The organism is Halobacteriovorax sp. GFR8 (genome assembly GCF_050955245.1).
GTDB lineage: Bacteria > Bdellovibrionota > Bacteriovoracia > Bacteriovoracales > Bacteriovoracaceae > Halobacteriovorax_A.
The window spans coordinates 2,477,057-2,498,461 of record NZ_JBPBLR010000002.1; the positions used below are offsets into that span (position 1 = coordinate 2,477,057).

Consider the following 21,405-nt stretch of genomic DNA (forward strand, 5'->3'; position numbering starts at 1 on the left):
TTGGAGAAGTTGTGAAATATATCGCCAATATAATTTCAATATTCATTCTAAGCTCACTGCTAATTTCATGTGGTGAGCTTAGTGGTTCAAATACAGGTGCTAACCTACTCCCTAACTCTGCTGAGTTAGTGGGAGGTCTTGACGCCGTTAAGTCCGGCGACAACCGCTACCGTTTAAATGGTACTGTCGATAACGGTGGAAACTCAGGACATAATTTTAGAACAAAGTTTAGACTTAATAATGGTGAGACCATTAAGTTCTACTTCTTTGCTTCAAAGAAATTAAGTGGTGGAGTTGTCTACACATTCACAAGAACAAATGGTGTAGTAACACTAGAGATGACACTTAACGGACTTACTGACTCAATCGAATTAACTCAATTTGAAAATATCGAAATCATTGATCTTGATATTGATATTCACAATGATCACACAGATATTCACCACCTCGTTTGGGATTACAATGGTGCGCATAGTGACGCTGAAGAGTGCACATTTGATGGTGACTGTCTTTATAATAGCGAAGACTTTGCCTTTGATGTATGGCTAGGTGTTGGACGAGCTAGTGGAACATTTTGGGGATTTGAGGGCGATAAGTCTCAAGTCATAATTTTAGAGGGACCTTTAGAGGCCATTTCAAATGCATAATTTAAATAAATTAATTCTTACTTCATTTATAATTTTTATTAATTCTCATGCCCTTGCCTTTATTGGCACAGGGCTTGAGCTTTCTGTCGCTGGTGATATCGTTTACGATCAAGGTCTAAATGAAGGAAGTCTTGCTGAAGATAAGCTTACGATGAGAGGAGCAGAGTTTATGTTCTACGCTCCTATTGATCATCAATTTGATGGAGTTCTAAGCGCTGCGGCCCATGATGAAAATGGTGAAACAGTTTTTGAACTTCACGAACTCTATATTGCAACTTCAAAATTGATTCCACGCTCTAATCTAAAGGTTGGGCAATTCTTTCTAGGAATAGGAAGACTCAATCGCTTTCATCAGCATGACTGGGCCTTTACAAGAGCACCAAAAGTACACCGTACCTTTTTTGCAGAAGAAGGCGTCTTTGATGCTGGTGTTGAATATAATTACCTTATCCCTTCTAATTTAAATATGAATCTTACAGTAGGTGTAACGAGTGGCCATCGTTATGGGCATTCACATACTGCTGGAAGTAAACCTAAATCTCCTACTCACTATGCAAGACTTTCAAGCTTTGCTCCATTTAGTACAACAAATGGAATCGAACTGGGATTAAATTACCTTGGGCGCACAGATGCTCAAGATAATAAAATGATGATTGCTGGATTTGATCTAACTGGAAAATGGAAAGAAGGAAAAACCCTCAACTACCTTCTTCAATCTGAGTTTTGGTACAAGAGTGAAGAAGATATTACTGGTGATCTCACTGAACAATTAGGTCTCTATGTATTTAATGACTTTGCAACAGGAGCCCAAACAAGTGTCGGTTTTCGTCTTGATGCATTCAAGGATCTTTCAAAGAGAAACTCATTAACAGGAAAAAAAATTAATAATATTAGCTACGGTGCCCTCGTTCAAACTACATACACTTCCAGTGAGTTCGCAAAGATTCGTCCAACTATCTCACATGAATTTGACCGCGAAGAAGGTGCAACAACAGCGAAAGACACACGTTTTTCATTACAATTTGTCTTTATACTAGGGAGTCATCCGGCCCATGAATTCTAGAATCATAACAATTATTTTTTTAATTTTTAGCTTTAATACAATGGCAAAGCTAAAGGTCTTAACAACGACAACAGATATCGCTTGGCTTGCTCAAAAGATTGGTGGAGAAAAGGTCGAAGTTGAATCCCTTTTAAATGGAACTGAAGATCCGCACTTCATGGATGCCATGCCTCACTTTATTGCAAAGGCCGCAAATGCAGATATCTTTTGTATGGTAGGTCTTGATCTTGAAGTTGGTTGGGCACCAAAGATCCTTACTCGATCAGGTAATAAGAATATTCAACCAGGTGGAAAAGGATTTTGTGAAACAGGAAAGACGGTAAAGGCAATAGATATACCTACAGGAAAGATTGACCGCTCACATGGCGATGTCCATCCACAAGGAAATCCTCACTATCACCTAGGGCCGACAGCGTATCTCCAAGGTGCCGAAACTGTGCTTAATGTTCTTATTGATATGGATTCTAAAAATGCCACTTACTACATGAATAACTTTGAAAGTACAAAAAAGCATGTAAACAATCTAAAGAATAAGATATCAAATCAACTAAAAGGCATGAAAGGCCTAAGGTTTATGGAATATCACAGAGAGTTCTCTTACTTCTTAAAAGAATTTGGAATTGTTAATACAGGTGCTATTGAATCAGTCCCAGGAGTCCCTCCTTCTGCAGGCAGACTTGCCCGAGTTGCGATTGAAGCAAAACAAAAAAGTGTTGCCCTTGCCCTTGCGGCAAAGACATCCCCAAAAGGACTTACAGATAAGTTTCAAGAGATGAGTGGAGTTCACGTTAGTCGAGTTCCAATCAGTATTGAAAAAAAAGGGCAAGTAAGAACATATGATGAACTTCTAAGCAATATTGCTAATGATATTCTAAAGAATGCCAAGAAAAAGTAATGATGAAAGAGACTTACCTTAACATAGAAAATCTTAGCGTTGGCTATCAGTATCCACTTTCAAGTGAGATAAACCTTGGCCTTAAAGCTGGAGAGATTCTCTATATCCAAGGTACAAATGGAAGTGGAAAAACGACTCTAATAAAAACAATACTTGGAAAGGTTGCGAGCTTAGCCGGATCATACAAGTGGTCAATCCCTCTAGAGGCAGTATCCTATCTTCCACAAATAACAAATCCAAATACGAATTTCTCTTATACCATTGGTGAAATACTTGATCTCTACGAGGTCATGGATAAAGATAATGAGCTAATCACGACTTCTCTTAAGAAGAAAAGATGGATAGATGCAAGTGGTGGTGAAAAACAAAAGGTCATGATTCTCACTCGCCTATCAAAGCAAACAAAGGTTTTGATTTTAGACGAACCCTTTAATCATCTTGATATTGAGTCGATTAAAATTGTTTCAGACCTTTTAATCAAACTTAGTACAGTCTATGGAATTACAATTATTTTAGTGAGTCATCATGTCATTGATATACCAGAGAATCGTTTAAAGACTATAGAGGTTAAACGCCATGAGTAGCCTATTTGTCTTTTATCAACTCTCTTTTATTGTTGCGGCCCTATCAGCTGCAGGGCTTACTCAAATAGGAAAGCACTACTTTTCTCGTGGTAATATTTTAGAGATTTTTCTTCTCTCTCAGCTTGCCATGCTTGGAAACTTAATTGCGAAATTATACTTCCATGATCAGTATTCAGGCTTTCTCTTTAGCTATGCCCTCTTTGCAGCAGGAAAATATATTCTTCATAGAATTACAATCAAGAATAATAAGAAGAATAATTTCATGGTGGGGGGCTATCTGATTCTTTCGTCTTTACAATATCTTTTAATCAGTTACTTCCCTCAGCTTGATTCTCATATGAGTATCGGCTTCTTTGGGAATATGGTTACGGCCTCTAAATTTGAAAATATTCTAGCGATATCTTCATTTATTCTTTTTGGAATTTCCTATAGGGTATTAGCGAAAGCGATAAACAGAAGAACATTTGAAATAAGTGTTCTTGGATCAACAAAACAATCTCTCATTGAGTTGTTTCTTTTTACAATTCCTTTAATAACTTCTCTCTATGTTCTTGGATTTCTTTATACAATGAGTTTTTTAATGCTACCGGCTTTAATTCTTGGCGCCTCTTTTAAGAGTGAGAAGGGAGCAACGATAACCTTAATACCAATTGCCATGTTTGCTGCAATGCTTGGCCTCGCAGCGTCTATTATATTTGAAAGGATTAGCACCACACCAATACAAATAATTATACTAGCGTTACTATTATATGTAGTTAAAGCTATCCTTTCAAAGATAAAATAAGGAAGCCTCCATTACGGAGGCTTCCTTTATTCCTTGATAAGGATATATCCACTTAATTTAGGTTTAACCGAATAGCATCTTTTAACTTTATAATTACTTTTAAAATCGATATATTCACCATTTATATGAATCGTTTGAAACGATTGTTTACGTGCAGATTGGTCGTCAAGAGTCATCCATTTCTTTTTTAATTCTGAGTAAGACTGTATTTCTAAAATTCCTTCTTCTGCACAAACTTCATTATCTAGTTCTTTGATATCAAGTCCAAACTCGTCGCTTACAATGTTATAAAATCTATTAACTTCTAACTCTTGCTCACTCATATATTTAAAAATACGATAATTTAAGCGAAAAAGAGGAGCTGGAATAGTATAGCTTTTTCCATTAAATGGATTTTTTCCACGAGTTGGAGGAATGTAATAATCAACGTTTTCCATATTAAAGCCAGAATTTTCATTATAAACAGGGGCATTAACGATCGCCTTAAGATTTGTGATAATTTTTAAGTTTGGACACTGGCCACGAAGATCTTCAATATTTACATCCTCGACATTGAAAAGCCCTGTATCACAATTTTGGTTATCTTCATCACGTACAGATATCGGTTTTACTCCACCTGTATAATAATCTTCCAATTTTAGATAAACCTCATGCGCAAGGAAGTCTCCAACATTCTTCTCCTTAAAGATCAGATCGCTCTTTCCATCAAAGAAAACTGTTTCACTTAGACGTTTGCCATATTTTGAAACGAGGTAGAAACGAGCCTGAAGATCAGCGTTAGTAGAAATCCTAAGAGTGATAAGAGAAAAACCATTTACAGTATTAAAATCAATATCTTCTTGGTCAATAGAAAATAAGAACAGCTTCTCTTCATTGATAAATGTCGTTGGACAAGAAATTTCTTCACTTGAAAAATTGGTTTTAATTGACTGACATTGAATTTGAGTTGCAATAAGTGACTGGCCTTTAAAGCTCGGGTTAAAATTTTGGTCAACAAATGCACTTTCATTTGGTTTACCACATGAAAGAAGTAGGATAATGGGAATCAGAAAAATTGAACGCATAAAAAATCTCCTTAGAATTAATTTTTGCCGTTATAGCGAAAATCAATCCTTAGGAGGCTATATTTCTAATTTGAAATAGAACTTTTTAATTGTGGGATACTTAAGCGCCAAATCCCTTAAGCTGCTCACCTCCAACTAGGTGAAAATGCGTGTGAAAAACACTCTGACAGCCATGTTGATTAACATTTGAAACAACACGAAAGCCATTTTTCTCGAGGTCATTAGACTGCGTGAATTCTTTAATGGCATCAAAGACTTGGGCCATATCATCACGATTCATCTCATTGATATTCTTTGAGTGATTGCGATGAATGAATAGATAATGCTCTTTTGCTAAGGGTTGAATATCTTGAAATGCATAGACATTTTCATTTTCAAATACTTTTGTTGAAGGAATCTCACCATTTAAAATTTTGCAAAATAAACAATCACTCATTACGCTTCTCCCTATTCGTTTACGAGTTCAACACTTGCACCAAGCTTCTTAAGCTTCTCAGGTAGATCTTCATAACCACGTTGTAGGTGGTAGACACGATCAATTTTCGTTTCACCATAAGCACAAAGAGCGGCAAGAACAAGAGCTGCTGATGCTCGAAGATCAGTACACATAACTGGAGCTGCCGTCAGAGGCTTTCCACCTTCAATAAAGACAGAGCTACCAAGTTGCTCAATACTTGCACCAAGACGAGTAAGTTCTGGTACATGCATGAAACGATTTTCAAAAATATTTTCTGTTACTAGTGAGTTCCCTTCAACAACTGTTAAAAGTGCAACCATTTGAGCTTGTACATCAGTTGGAAAACCAGGGAATGGCTCAGTAATAACTTTTGAACCTTTTAGTGATGACGGGTATGTTTTAACAAAATCGTCACCGATCTCAAGCTTTGCTCCCATGCCTTGAAGATTTTCAAGAACATTGAAAAGATGCTTAGGATTAAAGTTTTTTACCGTCACCTCTGACTTCGTCATAAGGCCTCCGATAATATAAGTAGCGGCCTCAATACGGTCACCTATTGCTTGGTAAGTTCCACCATTAAGTTCCTTAACCCCGTCGACAACAATACGAGATGTTCCGATTCCTGAAACCTTTGCTCCTAGTGAGTTTAAGAAATTAGCAAGATCATCAATCTCTGGCTCCATTGCCGCATTTTCAATAATAGTCTGACCATCGGCAAAGACACCGGCCATGATTAAGTTCTCTGTCGCACCAACAGATGGGAACTTAAGCTTTACATGAGCACCTTTAAGGTGATCTGTTTCTGCGTAAACATAACCACTTTTCATTTCAATCTTAACATTCATTTTCTCAAGATTATCGAGGTGAATATCGATTGGACGAGTCCCAATGGCACAACCACCAGGTAGTGAAACTTTCGCTTTACCTAGACGTGACAGAAGCGGCCCAAGAACAAAGATCGACGCACGCATTGTTTTTACAAGTTCATAAGTTGCTTCGTGAGAACTTAGAGTAGAAGCATCAAAAGTAATATCTTTACCGTTGCGATCACATTGTACGCCCATCATCTCAAGAAGTTTAAGCATTGTGTTAATATCACGTAACTGAGGTAGATTTGTTAGTGTAACTTTCTTATCTGTTAAGAGGATTGCCGCTAAGATTGGCAAACAGGCATTCTTGGCCGGAGATATTTCAACTTCACCAGAAAGACGTGCTGGTCCTTTAACTATAATTTTATCCATTTTTAATTCCTTTTAGAAAACGGTAGCGATCTGTATAGTCCTTAATCAGTTCAAGATTAGAGAATTGATATTCACCTAAAATATCTTTTAAGTTTTCTAAATGCAATTCACTACCTTCCATTATGAACAGGCCACCGGCATTCAACTTTTCCTCCACTTGTTGGAAGAAATTTCTAAACCAATTATCATAATCTTCATCTTTTAAGTAAAGGGCCAGATGAGGTTCAAAGCGGTGAACCTGTCCATGAACTTCACTTAAGTCGGCATCCTCTTTAATATATGGAGGATTACTTATTATGATGTCGAAGTTTTCATTGAGATTTGTTAGTAAATCAGATTCTTCAAAGACAATTTTTACCGTCTTTGGGTAGCGGTATCGGTGAAAGAATTTATTGGCACGAGCAACTTCTAAGGCCTTAGGACTTATATCACTTGCCACAATTCTTGCTTCAATTTCTCCAATTTCTCCCGCTAGACTTAGGGCAATGGCACCACTTCCAGTTCCAATATCTGCAATAGAGATATCATTAAGCTTATTCTTCTTAATATACTCAGAAGTCCACTCCACCATGATTTCTGTTTCACTTCGAGGAATAAGAACATTTTCATTTATATAAAAAGATGAGCGGTAAAAGAAAGCACGATTGCTAATATACTCCAGGGGAATTCCCTGCCTGACTTTTTTTAAGAATTCTTCGATGACACCTTTATTCTCAGAAATATAAATGTCATCGAATTGAGACTCGAGGATGCGACAAAAGTCTTTCAGCTCGGCCTTTAAACGAGAAAGAGTAATTCCAGGGTAGTTTGCCTCTAAGAATTTTTTATTCTCATTAAAGAACGAGCCGATGTAGTCCCCAAGTGTAGTAAAGCTCATGCTACTACTTATTCCTCTTGGCCTTTAAGCAACTCTGCTTGGTTGTGAGCAATAAGTGCATCAAGAACCGGGGCCATATCTCCCTCAATAATCTTATCAAGAGAGTAAAGAGTTAGACCAATACGGTGGTCAGTTAAACGTCCTTGAGGATAGTTATATGTTCTAATACGCTCAGAACGATCACCTGTACCGATTAAGCCTTTTCTCTCAGCTGCTTCTGTAGCATTCTTTTCTTGTAACATCTTATCAAAGATACGTGCTGCAAGAATCTTCTTGGCCTTCTCTTTATTTTTAAGCTGTGACTTTTGATCTTGGTTATAAACTGCAATTCCCGTTGGAATGTGAGTCATACGAACCGCAGAGTCAGTCGTGTTAACGTGCTGTCCACCTGAACCAGAGGCACGCATAACCTCAACACGAACATCATTCATATCAAGTTCCCACTCAAGATCTTCAGTTTCAGGCATTACTGCAACTGTAATCGTTGATGTGTGGACACGCCCTTGAGATTCTGTTTTTGGAACACGTTGAACTCTGTGTACACCAGATTCATACTTCATCTTTGAGTAAACTTTCTCACCAGAGATTGAGAAGATAACCTCTTTAATCCCTTCATCGTTTTCTGAAAGAGAATCAATTTCAACTTTCCACCCAACTGAGCGAGCATAGTTTTGGTACATTCTTAGAACATCACCAGTGAAGATCGAAGCCTCATCCCCACCTGCACCGGCACGGATTTCAACCATAACGTTCTTATCATCTAATGGATCTTTTGGTAGAAGAAGAATCTTTAGTTCATCTTCAAGTTCAGGAATTAATGGCTCATTCTCATCGAGAACTTCTTTTGCCATCTCCTTCATATCAGGATCATTTTCCTTAAGCATCTCTTTTGCTTCAGCAATATCCTCTTTGATTTGCTTATATTTCTTGTAAGCAATAACAACTTCTTCAAGATTAGCACGCTCTGCTGAAATCTTTTTGAACTCCTCTTGCCTATCGTATAATGTTGGGTCTGCCATTTTTTCAGTCAGTACCTCAAAACGCTGTACGACTGAATCAAGCTTATCAAACATGCTCATTTAAAATCCTTTTAGCTTTTTCTTAGCTATTCATTGAGTCCATGAATTCAGCATTAGTCTTAGTCTTCGTAATTCTTTGAAGCATAAATTCCATTGCATCAATTGTACTCATTGGGTGAAGAACCTTTCTAAGAACATAAGTTCTTTGTAGATCTAGTTGATCCATAAGTAGGTCTTCCTTACGAGTTGAAGATTTGTTGATATCAAGTGCTGGGAAGATTCTCTTCTCAAGAAGCTTTCTATCAAGTTGAATTTCAGAGTTACCTGTTCCTTTGAATTCTTCAAAGATAACTTCATCCATTCTTGAACCTGTATCAACAAGTGCAGTAGCGATGATTGTAAGTGAGCCACCATTTTCAATATTTCTAGCAGCACCGAAGAATCTCTTTGGTCTGTGTAGTGCGTTTGAGTCAACCCCACCAGAAAGGATCTTTCCAGATGGTGGAACAACAGTGTTATATGCACGAGCAAGACGAGTGATTGAATCGAGAAGGATAATAACATCTTTTCCTGCTTCAGTTAGACGTTTTGCTTTTTCAAGAACCATTTCTGCAACTTGAACGTGACGGTTTGCTGGCTCATCAAATGTTGATGAAACAACTTCCGCATTAACATTTCTCTTCATATCAGTTACTTCTTCCGGTCTTTCATCAATTAGAAGAACGATAAGAACTGAGTCTGGGTGATTTTCAGTAATTGCGTTAGCAACTTCTTGTAGTAAGTGCGTCTTACCAGCTTTTGGAGGTGCAACGATTAGACAACGTTGACCAAAACCTTGCGGTACGAACATATCGATCATACGTGTTGAGTAATTGCTTGGATTAAACTCAAGGTTGATCTTCTTTTCTGGATATAGTGGAGTTAAGTTATCAAAAAGAACTGTCTTCTTATGAGCAGCTGGCTCTTGATCATTAATAGTGCTTACTTTTAAAAGAGCGAAATATCTTTCGTTATCTTTTGGAGGACGAATTTGTCCTTCAACTGAGTCACCTTTTTTAAGTGCGAATTTTCTAATTTGACTTGGTGATACGTAGATATCATCGGCACCAGGAAGGTAGTTATAACCAGGAGACCTTAAGAAACCGAAACCGTCTGGTAAGATTTCAAGAACACCATTTCCAAAAATGTCCTGCTTCTCTTTTGCGTGTGCTTTTAGAATAGCAAAGATTAGTTCGTGTTTTTTCATCCCCGCAGAGTTTTCAATTTTTGCCTTCTCAGCAATCTTGTTTAACTCTTTGATTTCCATCTCTCTCAATTCACTTAAATGCATAAAATGTACTACTCCTGAAATATCTGAATATATAAAATTGGATTTATTTAGAATTTGCCTCTATTAATGATCCATTAATGGCATGGATTTATTAGATTTAATTGGTTGGTATTGATTTAAATAGATAAACTCATCATAAACCCTCCCCCTTTCCTAGTCAAGCTGACTTTAGAGATTGACTTGAGGCGCCAAAATGGGCATAACTACCTAATATGAATGAGTTTTCTAGTTATCCTAAATTTGAAGAATTTCGTGGCCTCAATATCCTCTCTATTGATTATGGAGAGAAGGTCATAGGCCTTGGCTTCTTCTGCCCTGGGCGTGAGCCATTCCCTATTGGGGCAGGCCGTATCATCAACAAAGGGATTGCTCACTTTTATCATGAGCTTGAACAAGTTATAGAAGACCAAGTTGTGGAAGTTATCGTCATGGGGATCCCTTACTTCGTCGATGGCAATGAAAGTGAAAAGACTAAAGAACACAAGGCTATCTTTAATGCATTAGTTGAGAAATTTCCTAGTGTAAAACTCTACCAACAAGATGAAACCTTAACGACTAAGTCGGCCAAGGAGCGAATGCTGAACTCTCCAGAGTATAACTTTCAGTTCGATCCAACAAAAATTGATGAGCTTAGTGCGGTGATCATACTAGAAGATTTCATAAGAAGTTAATTTCACAAAATATAAAAATAAGATATCCTATTGTTATTATGACAAAGAAAAACTTATTTATTTTTTTGGTGCTTGCACCTGCATTATCGATCTGCCTCTTAGTGGCACACACTTATTACAACATTTATCATTGGCAATACGGTGGCCCTGAAACTGAATTCCAAATTAATAGTGGAGACACTTTTGGAACGATTAACTACCGTTTAGCACAAGACAAGATCATCTACTCTCCGCGCCTTTTCCATCGCTATGTAAAATTTGAAGGAAAGCTAACAAGCTTTAAGGCCGGACGCTATATCATCCCAAAAGGGATCACAATGGACGAGCTACTTGAACTACTTATTAGTGGAAAGAGCTTAACGGTCCGAGTAACAATCCCAGAAGGTTATAACCTCTTTCAAATTGCTAAGGCCTTGGCCGATGAAAAAATTGTTGATGAAAAAGATTTCATTAAAGAAGCAAAAGATAAGAAGTTTGTTCATTCACTAGGTATTCCAGCAGGTCGAGTTGAAGGCTATCTTTACCCTGACACTTATCAGTTCCATGAGAAGATGAAGGCCCGTGCAATTATTCACCGCATGTATGATAACTTTAAAGATAAAACAAAAGACTTAGATTTTTCAAAAGTAAGGCTAACAAAGCATCAGCTCGTAACTCTTGCCTCAATGGTTGAAAAAGAAACAGGTGCAAAGTTTGAAAGACCGACAATCTCTGGCGTTTTTCACAATCGCCTAAAAAAGAGAATGCGTCTTCAATCAGACCCAACAACTATTTATGGGATCTGGGAGTCGTATAAAGGAAATATCAGCAAGAAGCACCTAAGACAGAAGACTCCATACAATACTTACAAAATCTCAGGTCTTCCTGTAGGGCCAATTGCAAACCCTGGACTTGCGGCACTAAAAGCAGCACTTAATCCAAAGAAACACGATTACCTATACTTTGTCTCAAAAAATGATGGGACTCACGTTTTTTCTAAAACATATAAAGAGCACAGTCAGGCCGTTGATTATTGGCAAAAGAACAGAGCAAACCGCAAGGGGCGTAGCTGGCGAGATCTTAATAAGAAACAATAATTAAAGAAGTATAAAACTATGAAACTATGGTCATCTTTCGATCAAGATTATATTTTTAAAAGGCTTACTGAGCTCTATGAGGAAGGCGCTGTTTTGAAATTTTGGCAAAACAATGAAGACATGCGCGAAGAATACACTGCAACCTTCAATTCCGTTACAATTGAAAAATGTTCGATTAAATTAACAAAAGAAAGTGCACCCTTCTACACTCGTATCGCCCCGCTTTCACCAGTTTTCTTTCACTACCCTGCAGGGGATATGATATTTAAAAAAGATATTTTCAAATTAGAAAACGGTGGACTATCCTTTAAGACGCCAAGTGAAGTTCGAATGCGAGATCGCCGTAGTGTGGAGAGATTTACTTACAAGTATCCAGACTTTAAGAATATCTCTTATAAAGTTGAAGGCGAAGAAGAAACGCAACATGATATCATTCTCGACATTTCACTTAGGGGACTTGCTTTTGTTATTGATGCCAAAAAAAAAGCAAAGTACGAAATCGGTAAGACAATCTATATCACATCTATTACGGATCAAGAGCTGCCACAGCAACACGAAGCGAAGATCGCTTCAGTTAACCGCTACCACGTTTCAGGAGAAGGCTTACAAACTCACCTTCTTCGTATTGGCGTTGAGTTCACACAAACTCTTAACTCGATCACATATGATTCAATCGGCTCTCTTGTAAAGAAGAGAGAAAATAGACTAAAGGGCCTAGATACAAATCTTTTTAATGGTCTAAATCCTGATGACTACCAAAAGCAACTTGCCAAGATTCACGATAAGAATCCTCAGCTTGCAATGAATATTTCGGAGTCAGTGGAAGATATCGATCGCCTTCGTTATATGACGATAGATATGAAGCGCGAGTTCTTTTTAAACTTCAATATTGACATTATGGCCTGTGCCCTAAGAATGTCATCGAAAGAGTTAATCAACGACCTACTTTCAGAAGTAACAGCTGGTATTCGTGAAGAATTTTTAATTAAGTATGACCAGCCAAAACCTGCTTCAGCAATTAATAAGGCGCAAGACGAACTAAGAAAGTATATCCATGAGAAGGAGCGCTCGGGCGAGCTAGTTCTAAGCCCGAAGTCATTTGTAAAATATGTTTAGTCTTCTGTCTCTTCTCGATGATATCGCAACAACATTTGATGACGTGGCCATCATGTCAAAAGTTGCTATCAAAAAGACTAGTGCTCTCATGAGCGATGACCTAGCAGTTAATGCAGGAGTTATTCACGGAGTAAATGCCGATCAAGAACTTCCCATGGTGTGGAAAATCTTTGTAGGCTCCCTCTTAAATAAACTCTACAGTATCTTAGGAGTTGTTGCTCTTACCTACTTCTATCCTCCGGCCCTTCAAGTCGTTCTACTTATTGGTGGAATATACTTGGCCTATGAAGGTGCTCACAAGGTTTTAGAAAAAGTTACCAAGCAAGATAGTAAGAAGGTTCTGGCAGAGATTAGTGAAGAGAAGAAAGTTTCCGGTGCAATTCGTACGGACTTAATTCTTTCAATTGAAATTATCGTTATTGCACAAAATAGTATTAGTGGCCCATTTGTTAATCAGCTTATAACTCTCATTATTGTAGGACTTTTGGCCTCGGTTCTAATTTACGGTCTAGTTGCAGTCTTAGTAAAAATTGATGATCTTGGTCTCTACCTGATCAGAAAAGAGTATAAGAAACTTGGTTATGCCTGTGTCAGCTCAATGCCTTGGATTATGAGAGGACTTGGGATTGTTGGGACAATTGCAATGTTTCTCGTTGCCGGTGGAATCTTTGCTCATAGCTTTCACTTAGACCTCTACACATATGAAATACTTCAAAACCTATTCTTAGGTGTTATTGGTGGTTTTTCGGCCCTTATCCTCCTAAGTATTCTATCGCATATAAAATCAAAATTCTTACGCTAATTATTGGCATATCTCTTCAGGAGCACTTCCCTAAACGACTGTAATCACGAGAAGTTTAGTCTACACTAAATTAAAGTTTATTATAGCGATAGACGATAATTTATTTAGTTAACTGTCTGAGGGAATTATGAAAATTATCAATATGCTACTAATTTCATTCGCTATCATCCTTACTTCCTGTGGGGGAAAGTCCTCAAATGTTGAAGTAAAGCTTCAAGGTGCATTCTCTCAAGTAGCGGGACTCTTTGATAATGGTGCTGTTATGTTAGCTATTGGTGGCCCTTCAGATAAACCACCACTTCTCTATGTTGTTCCCCTTTCACAGGCAACTCTTGATCACGAATTTGATAATGGAAATTGGAAAATTATGGTTTTAGGATGGCATGGTTCAACGGCCGGCGAGATGATGGAAGGTGACCTCTATTGTTCTGTTGTAAAGAATGCTGTAATTCCAGAACAGACAACATTTAATTTTAACCTGACAAAAGTCGATCAAGCGGCACCGGCAAATGTTGTGGATGCTGGCCACCCTTGTGCAGAATTCATCGATGGACTTCAAACGGCCAAGTATATGTCAATTTGTGAAAGCTCAAGTTGTAATATGGGCGAGTATATTAGATTTAATACCGATCTCTCACTTAAGTTTGGTATTCCTCACTACGAAGGACCTATTAATCGAGACCATATTTACACTCAATCAAAATTTAATGAATCATTGAATACTTGCTATAGTAGTTCTAACGGTAATCTTCTTGATGGTGGCGACTACGCTAAAATGGTTCTTGATTCTTCCGTTGGACTCGTTCTCCCAATTAGGCTTAAGGGAGGCTTTCACTTACCTCTTAGAATTGAAGGCTTTGAAGATAAGGATGGTGGAACAACAGATTGCTCGACTGGCCAAAATGGCAAACTTGTCACAATGAATAGTATTGGTGAAAAAGACGCTGCTGGAAATGATCGTCACTTCTATGATGGGACATACTTTACTTACTTAATGCCTCCGACTCCTTTTGAGATTTCTATCACGAATTCGACTCATTCATTTGAAAGAAACTCTTCAACAACAGTACAGGTTGGTGGCCCATATGATGTTGCAAACGACACTTATCAAGGCAACTCGATGAATTATACTTGTGAATACAAGGTAGCGGGAACAGATGATTCAACTTTTGTTGCTTGTGGATATCCAATTGGCTCTGGCCCTATCTCCTATGATATGACTACAGGAGATGTTGTCCTTGATGGTAATACAACTAACTTTGATATTGGCGAAACATTTGAATTTAGAATGACTGGTTCTTATTATGATGATGGTCTAAGCATGAATATAACATCGCCACCGAAGCGCTTTAGTGTTACAGCGGCACCTATTGTTACGATTCCTATCCCAGACCTAGCGCCAACTCCTGGTGCAAGTCTTGATCTAACAACTGGTGGGAACACAGTTATAACTTACACAAATAATACGGATGATATTGTACACTTCTCTATCGTCTCAACTCCGGACACACTGACAATAAGTGGGGATATTTCGTGTCCAGTATCGATGTCATGTACGCTTACAGTCTCAGGTAGCCCCTCTGGAGCAGGAAGCTTTGACTTAACTACTAGCAATGGACAGCTTTTCAACTACACATATTACTAAGATGGCACTAAGAAATGGCATTTCTTTGGCCAATCAATCATCTAAAGCTCTGAAATCCCGTAGATTTTTGTCCCTTATTCTTTAAAGGTTAAGATTTGCTTAACCGATAAGTTTTGTGGATTAAATTGAATTTGGGGACCGTATGCACCGTCATATTTTTGGATTATTTCTAGTATCGCTATTTCTCACTTCATGTGGGGTAAAAACATCAAACACAAAAGTTACATTTTCAAAATCACAATTCTTGGTTGGTGATTTAAGTTCAAACTTTGATGGTGGTGTTCTGATCTTTGGGCGAAATAATACGACGAAACAAGTTTTTCAAATTGGTCTCGACCCAAGTTCATCTTCTGAAATTGAAATTGAGCTTCCTTTTGGTAATTACGATGTAAAGGCCATTGGTTGGCATAGTGGAACTACTCCATCAAACCTTACAGGGACAAAGTATTGTTCTCAGATAAATACAGAAGTCGACTCAACTGAAACTCCAATGAACTTAGTTATGACAACGGCCAACTGTGCGTCCCTAACTAATACAGTTATTCATGACAGTACAACAGGCAATCAATTTAAGGTTGAAACTTGTCACGGTGTTGTTCAGGTTGTGGGGAAAGGAAAAAGAGACAGCTGTGATGAGGCTCCAAGTAATGCTCAATCACTTAAGATTCGCTACCTGACAACTAATGCTGAAGGTGTTGTCGATCCTAGCCTAACTCTTGAATCAAAATGCTTAACACCAAATGCTGGTGATATTTTTACTTATGATCTGACAGCTGACTACAACGTTGTAACAAGTGATAACGGTTTTTATAATCCAGTTGAAATCGTGGCCTACTATGATACTGCTTGCTCAGGTGCCTCTCAAGTGAGAAGAATTCCTAAGACAACTGAACTTCCTTCACTAGAATACCTACTAGCAACACAAGACTCAATGAATGGTCTCACAATTTTAGCAGGCTATGATTCTTGTGCATTTGCAGGGGCGGCGACAAGCTCTCCATTTGCTGCCGATAGTGCTGGTTCGAGAGGGACAAATATTATCTGTACGGCAGATCAATTTAATAATATCGCATCTTACCCTTCTGATAATTATATTATCGGAAGAGCTATTGATTTTGCCGGTACTGCACCTGCAACATCAGGGACTAATTTTAGTGGGACACTAGAAGGAGATATCCTCCTAAGCATTAAGAAGCTACCTCATATTATTGGTGCTTCAGATTCATTATTCAATAGTATCGGGAGTACTGTAACAGACGAAGAAGCAGAGATTGATAATTTAAATATCAATGTTAATTCTCTGACAGCAGGTCCTGTTCTTGCCAAATACTTAGGAGACTCTTCAAGATTTCATGAGTTAATTATTTCGGGTTCAATGACAAATTCATCACCTTCTACGACACCCTCTGGATCAAGTCTTGGCCACTCATGTGGAGGACTCTTTAATCAATCCTTCTATGATGGAACGACTTCAAAGAATGTGAACACACAATTTGAAAGAATTACATTTAGTAACTTCAATCTAAAATGTACAGGCTTACCGGCCAGCGACAGTGTCTATGTAGGTTCTCTTGCTGGTGCTTTAACAAGTGGTTCAACAGATATTGGAACTAATAATCGTGATATTAGAATCTATGATGTAAAAGGAAATATTAATATAGAGGTTGATTCAACAAATACACAGCAGTCTGTTGGGGCCCTAATTGGTTTTTCAGAAAACCTCACAAATATTAGTACCTATAGTAATAATTATGTTTTCACAAACTCATACACATCTGCTGCGCCTGCAATCATTGGAGGCCTTCTAGGACAACATCAGTCACCGGCCGCAAATAATCTTGGTCGTCTAGAACTTGGTGAAAATAATATTCACCTAGCAATCTCAAGTGACCTTTCTTACAACACGATTCAAGGTGCTGGCGGAATCGCCGGAAAGATTTTCAATCCTGAGTATTTTCAAATTCGCTCTTCAATAACAACTGGAAGTATCAATACAACGCTAAAAAATGCTGGTGGAATTATTGGGCATGCGGTTTTTGCCAACCCAAGTGATTCATTTGGAATTTATAACTCAGCAACGAGAGCAAGTGTTAGTGCCGACGGAAGTGCTGGCGGCTTAGTAGGAAGACTAAATTTAGATGGAAGCAATGCTAACTTTAGACTTAATCATGTTGCGACTAACGCGATTTCTGGTGCAGCTGCAGGATCAAACGGACTTGAAGGTGTTGGAGGTGCTCTTGGGACACTTTCATCAACAACGAATCTTTCTTCTATAGATTTTTATCACAATTTCTATTCCGGTCTACTTTTTACAAATCTTGGATATGCCACTGGTAACTCTAGCGGCTCCCTTATTGGTGTTATGCCAGATATAAATACCTATGTAACTGTTCGTGGACACCACTATACAAGATGGGGAGCGAGTACCGCTAATATTATCGACTTTATTGGGTTTATTAATGATTCCACTCTAGTAAATATTAAAGATAGAGTTGCGGTTCATGAATTTGTATACGAAGGCTACACAGATAGCACAACAGTACTTTCTCAAAGTGCTCTAAGATATGGAACACCAGGTGGAGAAATCAGTCTTACTTTTAACGACCTTCCAAATAAGACTCTACCTCCAAGCTTTGTGGGGAGCCAATTTTTTACGTTAAGTGGTGACTCTAAGTTAGATATTGCCCTAAATCGTTTTATGAGATTTGCAACAAATGGCCGTGCGATAGTGACAGGTTCTGAAGAAACCCCTTTTCTTCTTTCAAATGCAGCTGACCTAACATTTATTAAGAACAATCTATTCTTAAGTAACTTTAGTTTTAGACTCGTAAATAATATTGACATGGGGGGACAATCACTTCAGTTATCAGACTTTAATAATTCATACAATGGCTCTCTTGATGGTAATGGTTTCACTATTTCAAACTTCTACAATGACTACACTGGAGCCAATCAAATGTTTAACGGTATCTTTCCATATGTTGAGCACGGACGAATTAAAAATCTCCGTATTGCAAACTCAACTGTAAAGTTTAATTGTAGTTCTTCAGGGTCTGCTGGGATTCTCATGGGAAGAATAAGTCGCAACAATAACTCAGGTGATGATCGAGCACAATTTCACAATATTCAATTCGATAATAATACGGTTGAAGGTAGTGTTGGATGTTCTGCGACTGGCCTAGTTGCAGGAGCATACTCAACTGAAAATAGCGGAGAAGGGCCAGTATTTGAAAATATTAGTGTGAAGAATAATACATTTGGCTCACCGACAGGTTCTCTTCTTGTTGATCGCATTGATTATTCATTATCAAGCTCAGAGATGTTTGCATTTAAGAATCTTGAGTTCATTGGCAATATGTTTACTGACTCTGCTCCAGTTAACACATATGCATTCTTCTCAAATAAAGGAACGAATACATTTAATGTTAGTTATGAAAATGTTCTCTATGTAGGTCATAAGGATGGGTATAACCCAACAGATATTCACAGCAATAATAATGCTGGATCGGCCATTTCTCTAAGCAATCACTACGTCTTTATCAATCCAGCTTCATTTGCTGGAGTACTTGATACAGGGATTCTTACAAATGGAACGAACTTCGCTCTAGCAGATATGGCCACAACAACTTTTGATCAGTACTTCATAGTCAATTCAACAACAGGAGCTGTTGATCTTAACCGACCATATATCAAAGAAGAGATAGATCAACGATAAACATAGTTTAATGCCAATAAATTTAGGCGAAAAAAGTGAGGACGCGTTCAGCGTCCTTTTTTTATTACCGGCAGAACTTACCGATATTATTGGTAAAAAGAATTTAAGTTAATTATTTTCCCGCCACATACGAAGAGTGCCTACAATAGGTTCCCAAGGAGCTTCAGAGCGAAGCAAAGGCTGAGGTTTTAGGGCAACTATTGAAAATGAATTGAAAGCAACTATTGCCGACTTTTAAAACAACTTTTGAACTAAATAAATTCAGGGTTAAAATTAAGTGTCGCGTAATAGTTTAACCAACAAACTTTGCTTGTTTTACTTCGTTAAGGAGGAGGACTAAATGGAAGCTGAAAAACTAGAATATTTTAAAAAGAAGTTATTGGCCGCAAAAGCTGAAATTCTTAACGGTGGTATTCTAACAAGTACTGAAGACCTTAAGATGTCGACAGATGATCTACCTGACGAAGGTGATGTGGCAAACGCAGTAATTAACCAACAGGTTACATTTAATATGCGTGCTAGAGCAATGACTAAACTGAGACAGATCGAAGAGGCACTTCACCGTATTGAAGACGGTACTTACGGACACTGTGAAGATTGTGACGAGCCAATTGGTAAGAAAAGGCTTGAAAACCAACCATGGGCCGATCTTTGTATCACGCACGCTGAAGAAAGAGAGCGTGAAGAGCAACACATGCGAAGAGCTTCATAGCTTTTTTCATATTCCAAATGTTAGTTAAAAAGCCTGCAATTGCAGGCTTTTTTTATTATAGGGCCATCCCCTCGTCTACACTAAAGGTCTCCTTCTTTATATAGACATATTTTGATATATCCCTTTTTAAGACTTTCTTAACCTGTTCATTTGATTTGAGGATCTCCTCCACCTTAGGACTCGTTGTACTTGAATTTGTGTTATTAATTGGTGCTACGATCATGACATATGCAAAGACAAAGATACTGATTGATAGTGTCCAAATTGTTTTCACTGAATTACCCTCCATGGTAAGTTCTTCTTCTGTTCATAATTAAGCACGGGCCATGCCAAAGTCTGATATAATGATTACGGTAACTTAATAAAGTGGAGTAATGAACACGGTGGCCTTTTGGCCTTATTTTCTACCACCACTTTCAAAATAGTGTATAAGATTTTGACACCTATCTATAAACTATCCATATAGACTATAGGTGAACGGTTTAAGTAGGTAGAATCCTGTCATAGTGTTGGCACATGCTGTGCATTCTATAACAGTGAGTTTGAGTTACTAAGGAGCACTTTTTGAAACTAAAATCTTTTCTACTACTTTCTACTTTAATTGCTAGCTCTTTTGCTTTTGGAGCTGGTGAAGGTCAAAAATTATCATTTGATCAATTAAGACAACGTGTTTTCAAAAAAGAATATCAAAAAGAAACATCTAATACTGATGTATTAAGATCTCGTTTTTCAAGCTGGGGAATTAAGAATAACTTTGCACAAGGTTCAATTAATCTTCCAGGTGCACTTAAAAAACTAACAACTCAAAAAGAAGTTGTCGTAGCAGTTATTGATACTGGTATTGATCCAACTCACCCATTCCTTAAAGATAATATCTATGTACCTAAAGGTGATGCTAGCATTACTAATTTTGGGCTAGACTTCTCTAAAGGTGCAGATAATGTAAATACTCCTTACGATAAGAACCGTCACGGAACTCACGTTTCAGGAATTATTAAATCAGTATTCCCAAATGTTAAGATTCTTTCACTTAAGTATTACAACCGTCATGCTTCTGGTAAGGATAACTTAAACTCAACAATCAAGGCACTTCGTTATGCTGTTGATCTTGGTGTTGATATCATTAACTACTCAGGTGGTGGACCAGAGCCAGATTTAGAAGAACTTGAAATTCTAAAGAAAGCAGAAAGAAAAGGAATCATCGTTGTTGCAGCAGCAGGTAACGAGCAAGAAAATATCGATAACAAGAACACAGCTTACTTCCCAGCAAGCTACAAGTTATCAAATATCATTACTGTAACTGCTCACGACCAGTCGATGAATATCCTTAACTCTTCTAATTGGGGAGCACAAACTGTAGATGTTTCAGCACCAGGATACAAAATTAACTCTGCTATCCCAACGTCAAGAAATGGACTACTAACAGGAACTTCACAAGCAACTGCATTTGTTTCTGGAGTAGCTGCAATGCTAAAAGCTGGATACCCAGGTCTTTCAGCAAAGCAAATTAAGAAGATCATTTCAATCACTGCTAAGAAAGAAATTACTTTTAATGGAAAGGTTAAATCTTCAGGACGTGTAGACGCAACAGCAGCAGTTGAGCTTGCAGAAAAACTAAACACGAAAACAAACGGAAAACTTGCTAGCTACAAAGGAAGCAAGAGAGAAGTAGCAAACACTCCAAAAGTAATTATCAGAAAATAATTA

At 37.9% G+C, this 21,405-nt stretch carries 20 protein-coding genes; 13 read left to right on the top strand and 7 right to left on the bottom strand.

All coding sequences use genetic code 11. The features are described 5' to 3' along the window. Positions 1-11: 11 nt before the first annotated feature. Genes ACRXC1_RS12400 through ACRXC1_RS12420 form a run of 5 tightly spaced genes read left to right on the top strand, consistent with a single transcriptional unit; the run spans position 12 to position 3,973 of the window. The gene (locus tag ACRXC1_RS12400; RefSeq protein WP_433659227.1) at positions 12-647 is read left to right on the top strand and encodes a hypothetical protein; all 636 of its coding nucleotides are present in this window, start codon (positions 12-14) and stop codon (positions 645-647) included. Then, complete coding sequence (locus ACRXC1_RS12405; protein WP_433659229.1) at positions 640-1,710, top strand: outer membrane beta-barrel protein; 1,071 nt, start codon at positions 640-642, stop codon at positions 1,708-1,710. Before ACRXC1_RS12400 ends, ACRXC1_RS12405 begins: the two co-directional genes overlap by 8 nt. Then, entirely contained in the window at positions 1,700-2,605 is a 906-nt protein-coding gene (locus ACRXC1_RS12410; protein ID WP_392912650.1) for a metal ABC transporter substrate-binding protein, read from the top strand. The genes ACRXC1_RS12405 and ACRXC1_RS12410 overlap by 11 nt, the downstream gene beginning before the upstream one ends. Beyond that, the gene (locus ACRXC1_RS12415; protein WP_392912648.1) at positions 2,605-3,189 is read left to right on the top strand and encodes an ATP-binding cassette domain-containing protein; all 585 of its coding nucleotides are present in this window, start codon (positions 2,605-2,607) and stop codon (positions 3,187-3,189) included. Before ACRXC1_RS12410 ends, ACRXC1_RS12415 begins: the two co-directional genes overlap by 1 nt. Next, the gene (locus ACRXC1_RS12420) at positions 3,182-3,973 is read left to right on the top strand and encodes a hypothetical protein (RefSeq protein ID WP_433659231.1); all 792 of its coding nucleotides are present in this window, start codon (positions 3,182-3,184) and stop codon (positions 3,971-3,973) included. Before ACRXC1_RS12415 ends, ACRXC1_RS12420 begins: the two co-directional genes overlap by 8 nt. A gap of 26 nt (positions 3,974-3,999) precedes the next feature. On the opposite strand, the gene ACRXC1_RS12425 is transcribed toward ACRXC1_RS12420, so the two are convergent. From ACRXC1_RS12425 to rho, 6 genes are all read right to left on the bottom strand, one after another. Next, complete coding sequence (locus tag ACRXC1_RS12425) at positions 4,000-5,037, bottom strand: hypothetical protein (RefSeq protein WP_433659233.1); 1,038 nt, start codon at positions 5,035-5,037, stop codon at positions 4,000-4,002. A 100-nt stretch (positions 5,038-5,137) separates the two neighbouring features. Continuing rightward, entirely contained in the window at positions 5,138-5,473 is a 336-nt protein-coding gene (locus ACRXC1_RS12430) for an HIT domain-containing protein (RefSeq protein WP_433659235.1), read from the bottom strand. 11 nt (positions 5,474-5,484) lie between these two features. Next, positions 5,485-6,735 carry a UDP-N-acetylglucosamine 1-carboxyvinyltransferase gene (gene murA, locus ACRXC1_RS12435; protein WP_392912640.1) on the bottom strand — a complete coding sequence of 417 codons (1,251 nt, stop codon included), beginning with the start codon at positions 6,733-6,735 and terminating at the stop codon, positions 5,485-5,487. Next, positions 6,728-7,612, bottom strand: coding sequence for a N5-glutamine methyltransferase family protein (locus tag ACRXC1_RS12440; RefSeq protein WP_433659238.1), 885 nt, complete (start codon positions 7,610-7,612; stop codon positions 6,728-6,730). The genes murA and ACRXC1_RS12440 overlap by 8 nt, the downstream gene beginning before the upstream one ends. Positions 7,613-7,620: 8 nt before the next feature. Next, positions 7,621-8,685 carry a peptide chain release factor 1 gene (gene prfA, locus ACRXC1_RS12445; RefSeq protein WP_433659920.1) on the bottom strand — a complete coding sequence of 355 codons (1,065 nt, stop codon included), beginning with the start codon at positions 8,683-8,685 and terminating at the stop codon, positions 7,621-7,623. 28 nt (positions 8,686-8,713) lie between these two features. Then, complete coding sequence (gene rho, locus ACRXC1_RS12450) at positions 8,714-9,961, bottom strand: transcription termination factor Rho (RefSeq protein WP_433659240.1); 1,248 nt, start codon at positions 9,959-9,961, stop codon at positions 8,714-8,716. Positions 9,962-10,173: 212 nt separating this feature from the next. On the opposite strand from rho, the gene ruvX reads away from it, so the two are divergent. The 7 genes from ruvX (at position 10,174) to ACRXC1_RS12485 (ending at position 19,698) form a co-directional block, all read left to right on the top strand. Next, on the top strand, positions 10,174-10,632 hold the full coding sequence (gene ruvX / locus ACRXC1_RS12455; RefSeq protein WP_433659242.1) for a Holliday junction resolvase RuvX: 459 nt from the start codon (positions 10,174-10,176) through the stop codon (positions 10,630-10,632). A 38-nt stretch (positions 10,633-10,670) separates the two neighbouring features. Beyond that, positions 10,671-11,708 (top strand): endolytic transglycosylase MltG, encoded by a 1,038-nt coding sequence (gene mltG, locus ACRXC1_RS12460; protein ID WP_433659244.1) that lies wholly within the window; start codon positions 10,671-10,673, stop codon positions 11,706-11,708. Positions 11,709-11,726: 18 nt separating this feature from the next. Continuing rightward, the gene (locus ACRXC1_RS12465; RefSeq protein WP_433659246.1) at positions 11,727-12,824 is read left to right on the top strand and encodes a FliG C-terminal domain-containing protein; all 1,098 of its coding nucleotides are present in this window, start codon (positions 11,727-11,729) and stop codon (positions 12,822-12,824) included. Further along, the gene (locus ACRXC1_RS12470; RefSeq protein WP_433659248.1) at positions 12,817-13,626 is read left to right on the top strand and encodes a DUF808 family protein; all 810 of its coding nucleotides are present in this window, start codon (positions 12,817-12,819) and stop codon (positions 13,624-13,626) included. The genes ACRXC1_RS12465 and ACRXC1_RS12470 overlap by 8 nt, the downstream gene beginning before the upstream one ends. 127 nt (positions 13,627-13,753) lie before the next feature. Next, complete coding sequence (locus ACRXC1_RS12475) at positions 13,754-15,271, top strand: hypothetical protein (protein ID WP_433659250.1); 1,518 nt, start codon at positions 13,754-13,756, stop codon at positions 15,269-15,271. A 142-nt stretch (positions 15,272-15,413) separates the two neighbouring features. Further along, the gene (locus tag ACRXC1_RS12480) at positions 15,414-18,986 is read left to right on the top strand and encodes a hypothetical protein (RefSeq protein WP_433659252.1); all 3,573 of its coding nucleotides are present in this window, start codon (positions 15,414-15,416) and stop codon (positions 18,984-18,986) included. Positions 18,987-19,326: 340 nt separating this feature from the next. Continuing rightward, positions 19,327-19,698: a TraR/DksA family transcriptional regulator gene (locus ACRXC1_RS12485; protein ID WP_392912622.1), complete on the top strand. Its 372-nt coding sequence runs from the start codon at positions 19,327-19,329 to the stop codon at positions 19,696-19,698. Between the two features lie 55 nt (positions 19,699-19,753). On the opposite strand, the gene ACRXC1_RS12490 is transcribed toward ACRXC1_RS12485, so the two are convergent. Further along, positions 19,754-19,972 carry a hypothetical protein gene (locus ACRXC1_RS12490; protein WP_392858847.1) on the bottom strand — a complete coding sequence of 73 codons (219 nt, stop codon included), beginning with the start codon at positions 19,970-19,972 and terminating at the stop codon, positions 19,754-19,756. A 290-nt stretch (positions 19,973-20,262) separates the two neighbouring features. Here ACRXC1_RS12490 and ACRXC1_RS12495 point away from each other — a divergent pair, with 290 nt between their 5' ends. Further along, entirely contained in the window at positions 20,263-21,402 is a 1,140-nt protein-coding gene (locus ACRXC1_RS12495) for a S8 family serine peptidase (RefSeq protein WP_433659255.1), read from the top strand. Positions 21,403-21,405: the final 3 nt, after the last annotated feature.

Bases quoted from the DNA above. Each gene is read 5' to 3' on its own strand.
- ACRXC1_RS12465 (WP_433659246.1), top strand. From the start codon at position 11,727: ATGAAACTATGGTCATCTTTCGATCAAGATTATATTTTTAAAAGGCTT.
- ACRXC1_RS12405 (WP_433659229.1), top strand. From the start codon at position 640: ATGCATAATTTAAATAAATTAATTCTTACTTCATTTATAATTTTTATT.
- ACRXC1_RS12430 (WP_433659235.1), bottom strand. From the start codon at position 5,473: ATGAGTGATTGTTTATTTTGCAAAATTTTAAATGGTGAGATTCCTTCA.
- ACRXC1_RS12470 (WP_433659248.1), top strand. From the start codon at position 12,817: ATGTTTAGTCTTCTGTCTCTTCTCGATGATATCGCAACAACATTTGAT.
- rho (WP_433659240.1), bottom strand. From the start codon at position 9,961: ATGCATTTAAGTGAATTGAGAGAGATGGAAATCAAAGAGTTAAACAAG.
- ACRXC1_RS12420 (WP_433659231.1), top strand. From the start codon at position 3,182: ATGAGTAGCCTATTTGTCTTTTATCAACTCTCTTTTATTGTTGCGGCC.
- ACRXC1_RS12410 (WP_392912650.1), top strand. From the start codon at position 1,700: ATGAATTCTAGAATCATAACAATTATTTTTTTAATTTTTAGCTTTAAT.
- ACRXC1_RS12475 (WP_433659250.1), top strand. From the start codon at position 13,754: ATGAAAATTATCAATATGCTACTAATTTCATTCGCTATCATCCTTACT.
- mltG (WP_433659244.1), top strand. From the start codon at position 10,671: ATGACAAAGAAAAACTTATTTATTTTTTTGGTGCTTGCACCTGCATTA.
- ACRXC1_RS12425 (WP_433659233.1), bottom strand. From the start codon at position 5,037: ATGCGTTCAATTTTTCTGATTCCCATTATCCTACTTCTTTCATGTGGT.
- murA (WP_392912640.1), bottom strand. From the start codon at position 6,735: ATGGATAAAATTATAGTTAAAGGACCAGCACGTCTTTCTGGTGAAGTT.
- ACRXC1_RS12415 (WP_392912648.1), top strand. From the start codon at position 2,605: ATGATGAAAGAGACTTACCTTAACATAGAAAATCTTAGCGTTGGCTAT.
- prfA (WP_433659920.1), bottom strand. From the start codon at position 8,685: ATGTTTGATAAGCTTGATTCAGTCGTACAGCGTTTTGAGGTACTGACT.
- ruvX (WP_433659242.1), top strand. From the start codon at position 10,174: ATGAATGAGTTTTCTAGTTATCCTAAATTTGAAGAATTTCGTGGCCTC.
- ACRXC1_RS12440 (WP_433659238.1), bottom strand. From the start codon at position 7,612: ATGAGCTTTACTACACTTGGGGACTACATCGGCTCGTTCTTTAATGAG.
- ACRXC1_RS12485 (WP_392912622.1), top strand. From the start codon at position 19,327: ATGGAAGCTGAAAAACTAGAATATTTTAAAAAGAAGTTATTGGCCGCA.
- ACRXC1_RS12480 (WP_433659252.1), top strand. From the start codon at position 15,414: ATGCACCGTCATATTTTTGGATTATTTCTAGTATCGCTATTTCTCACT.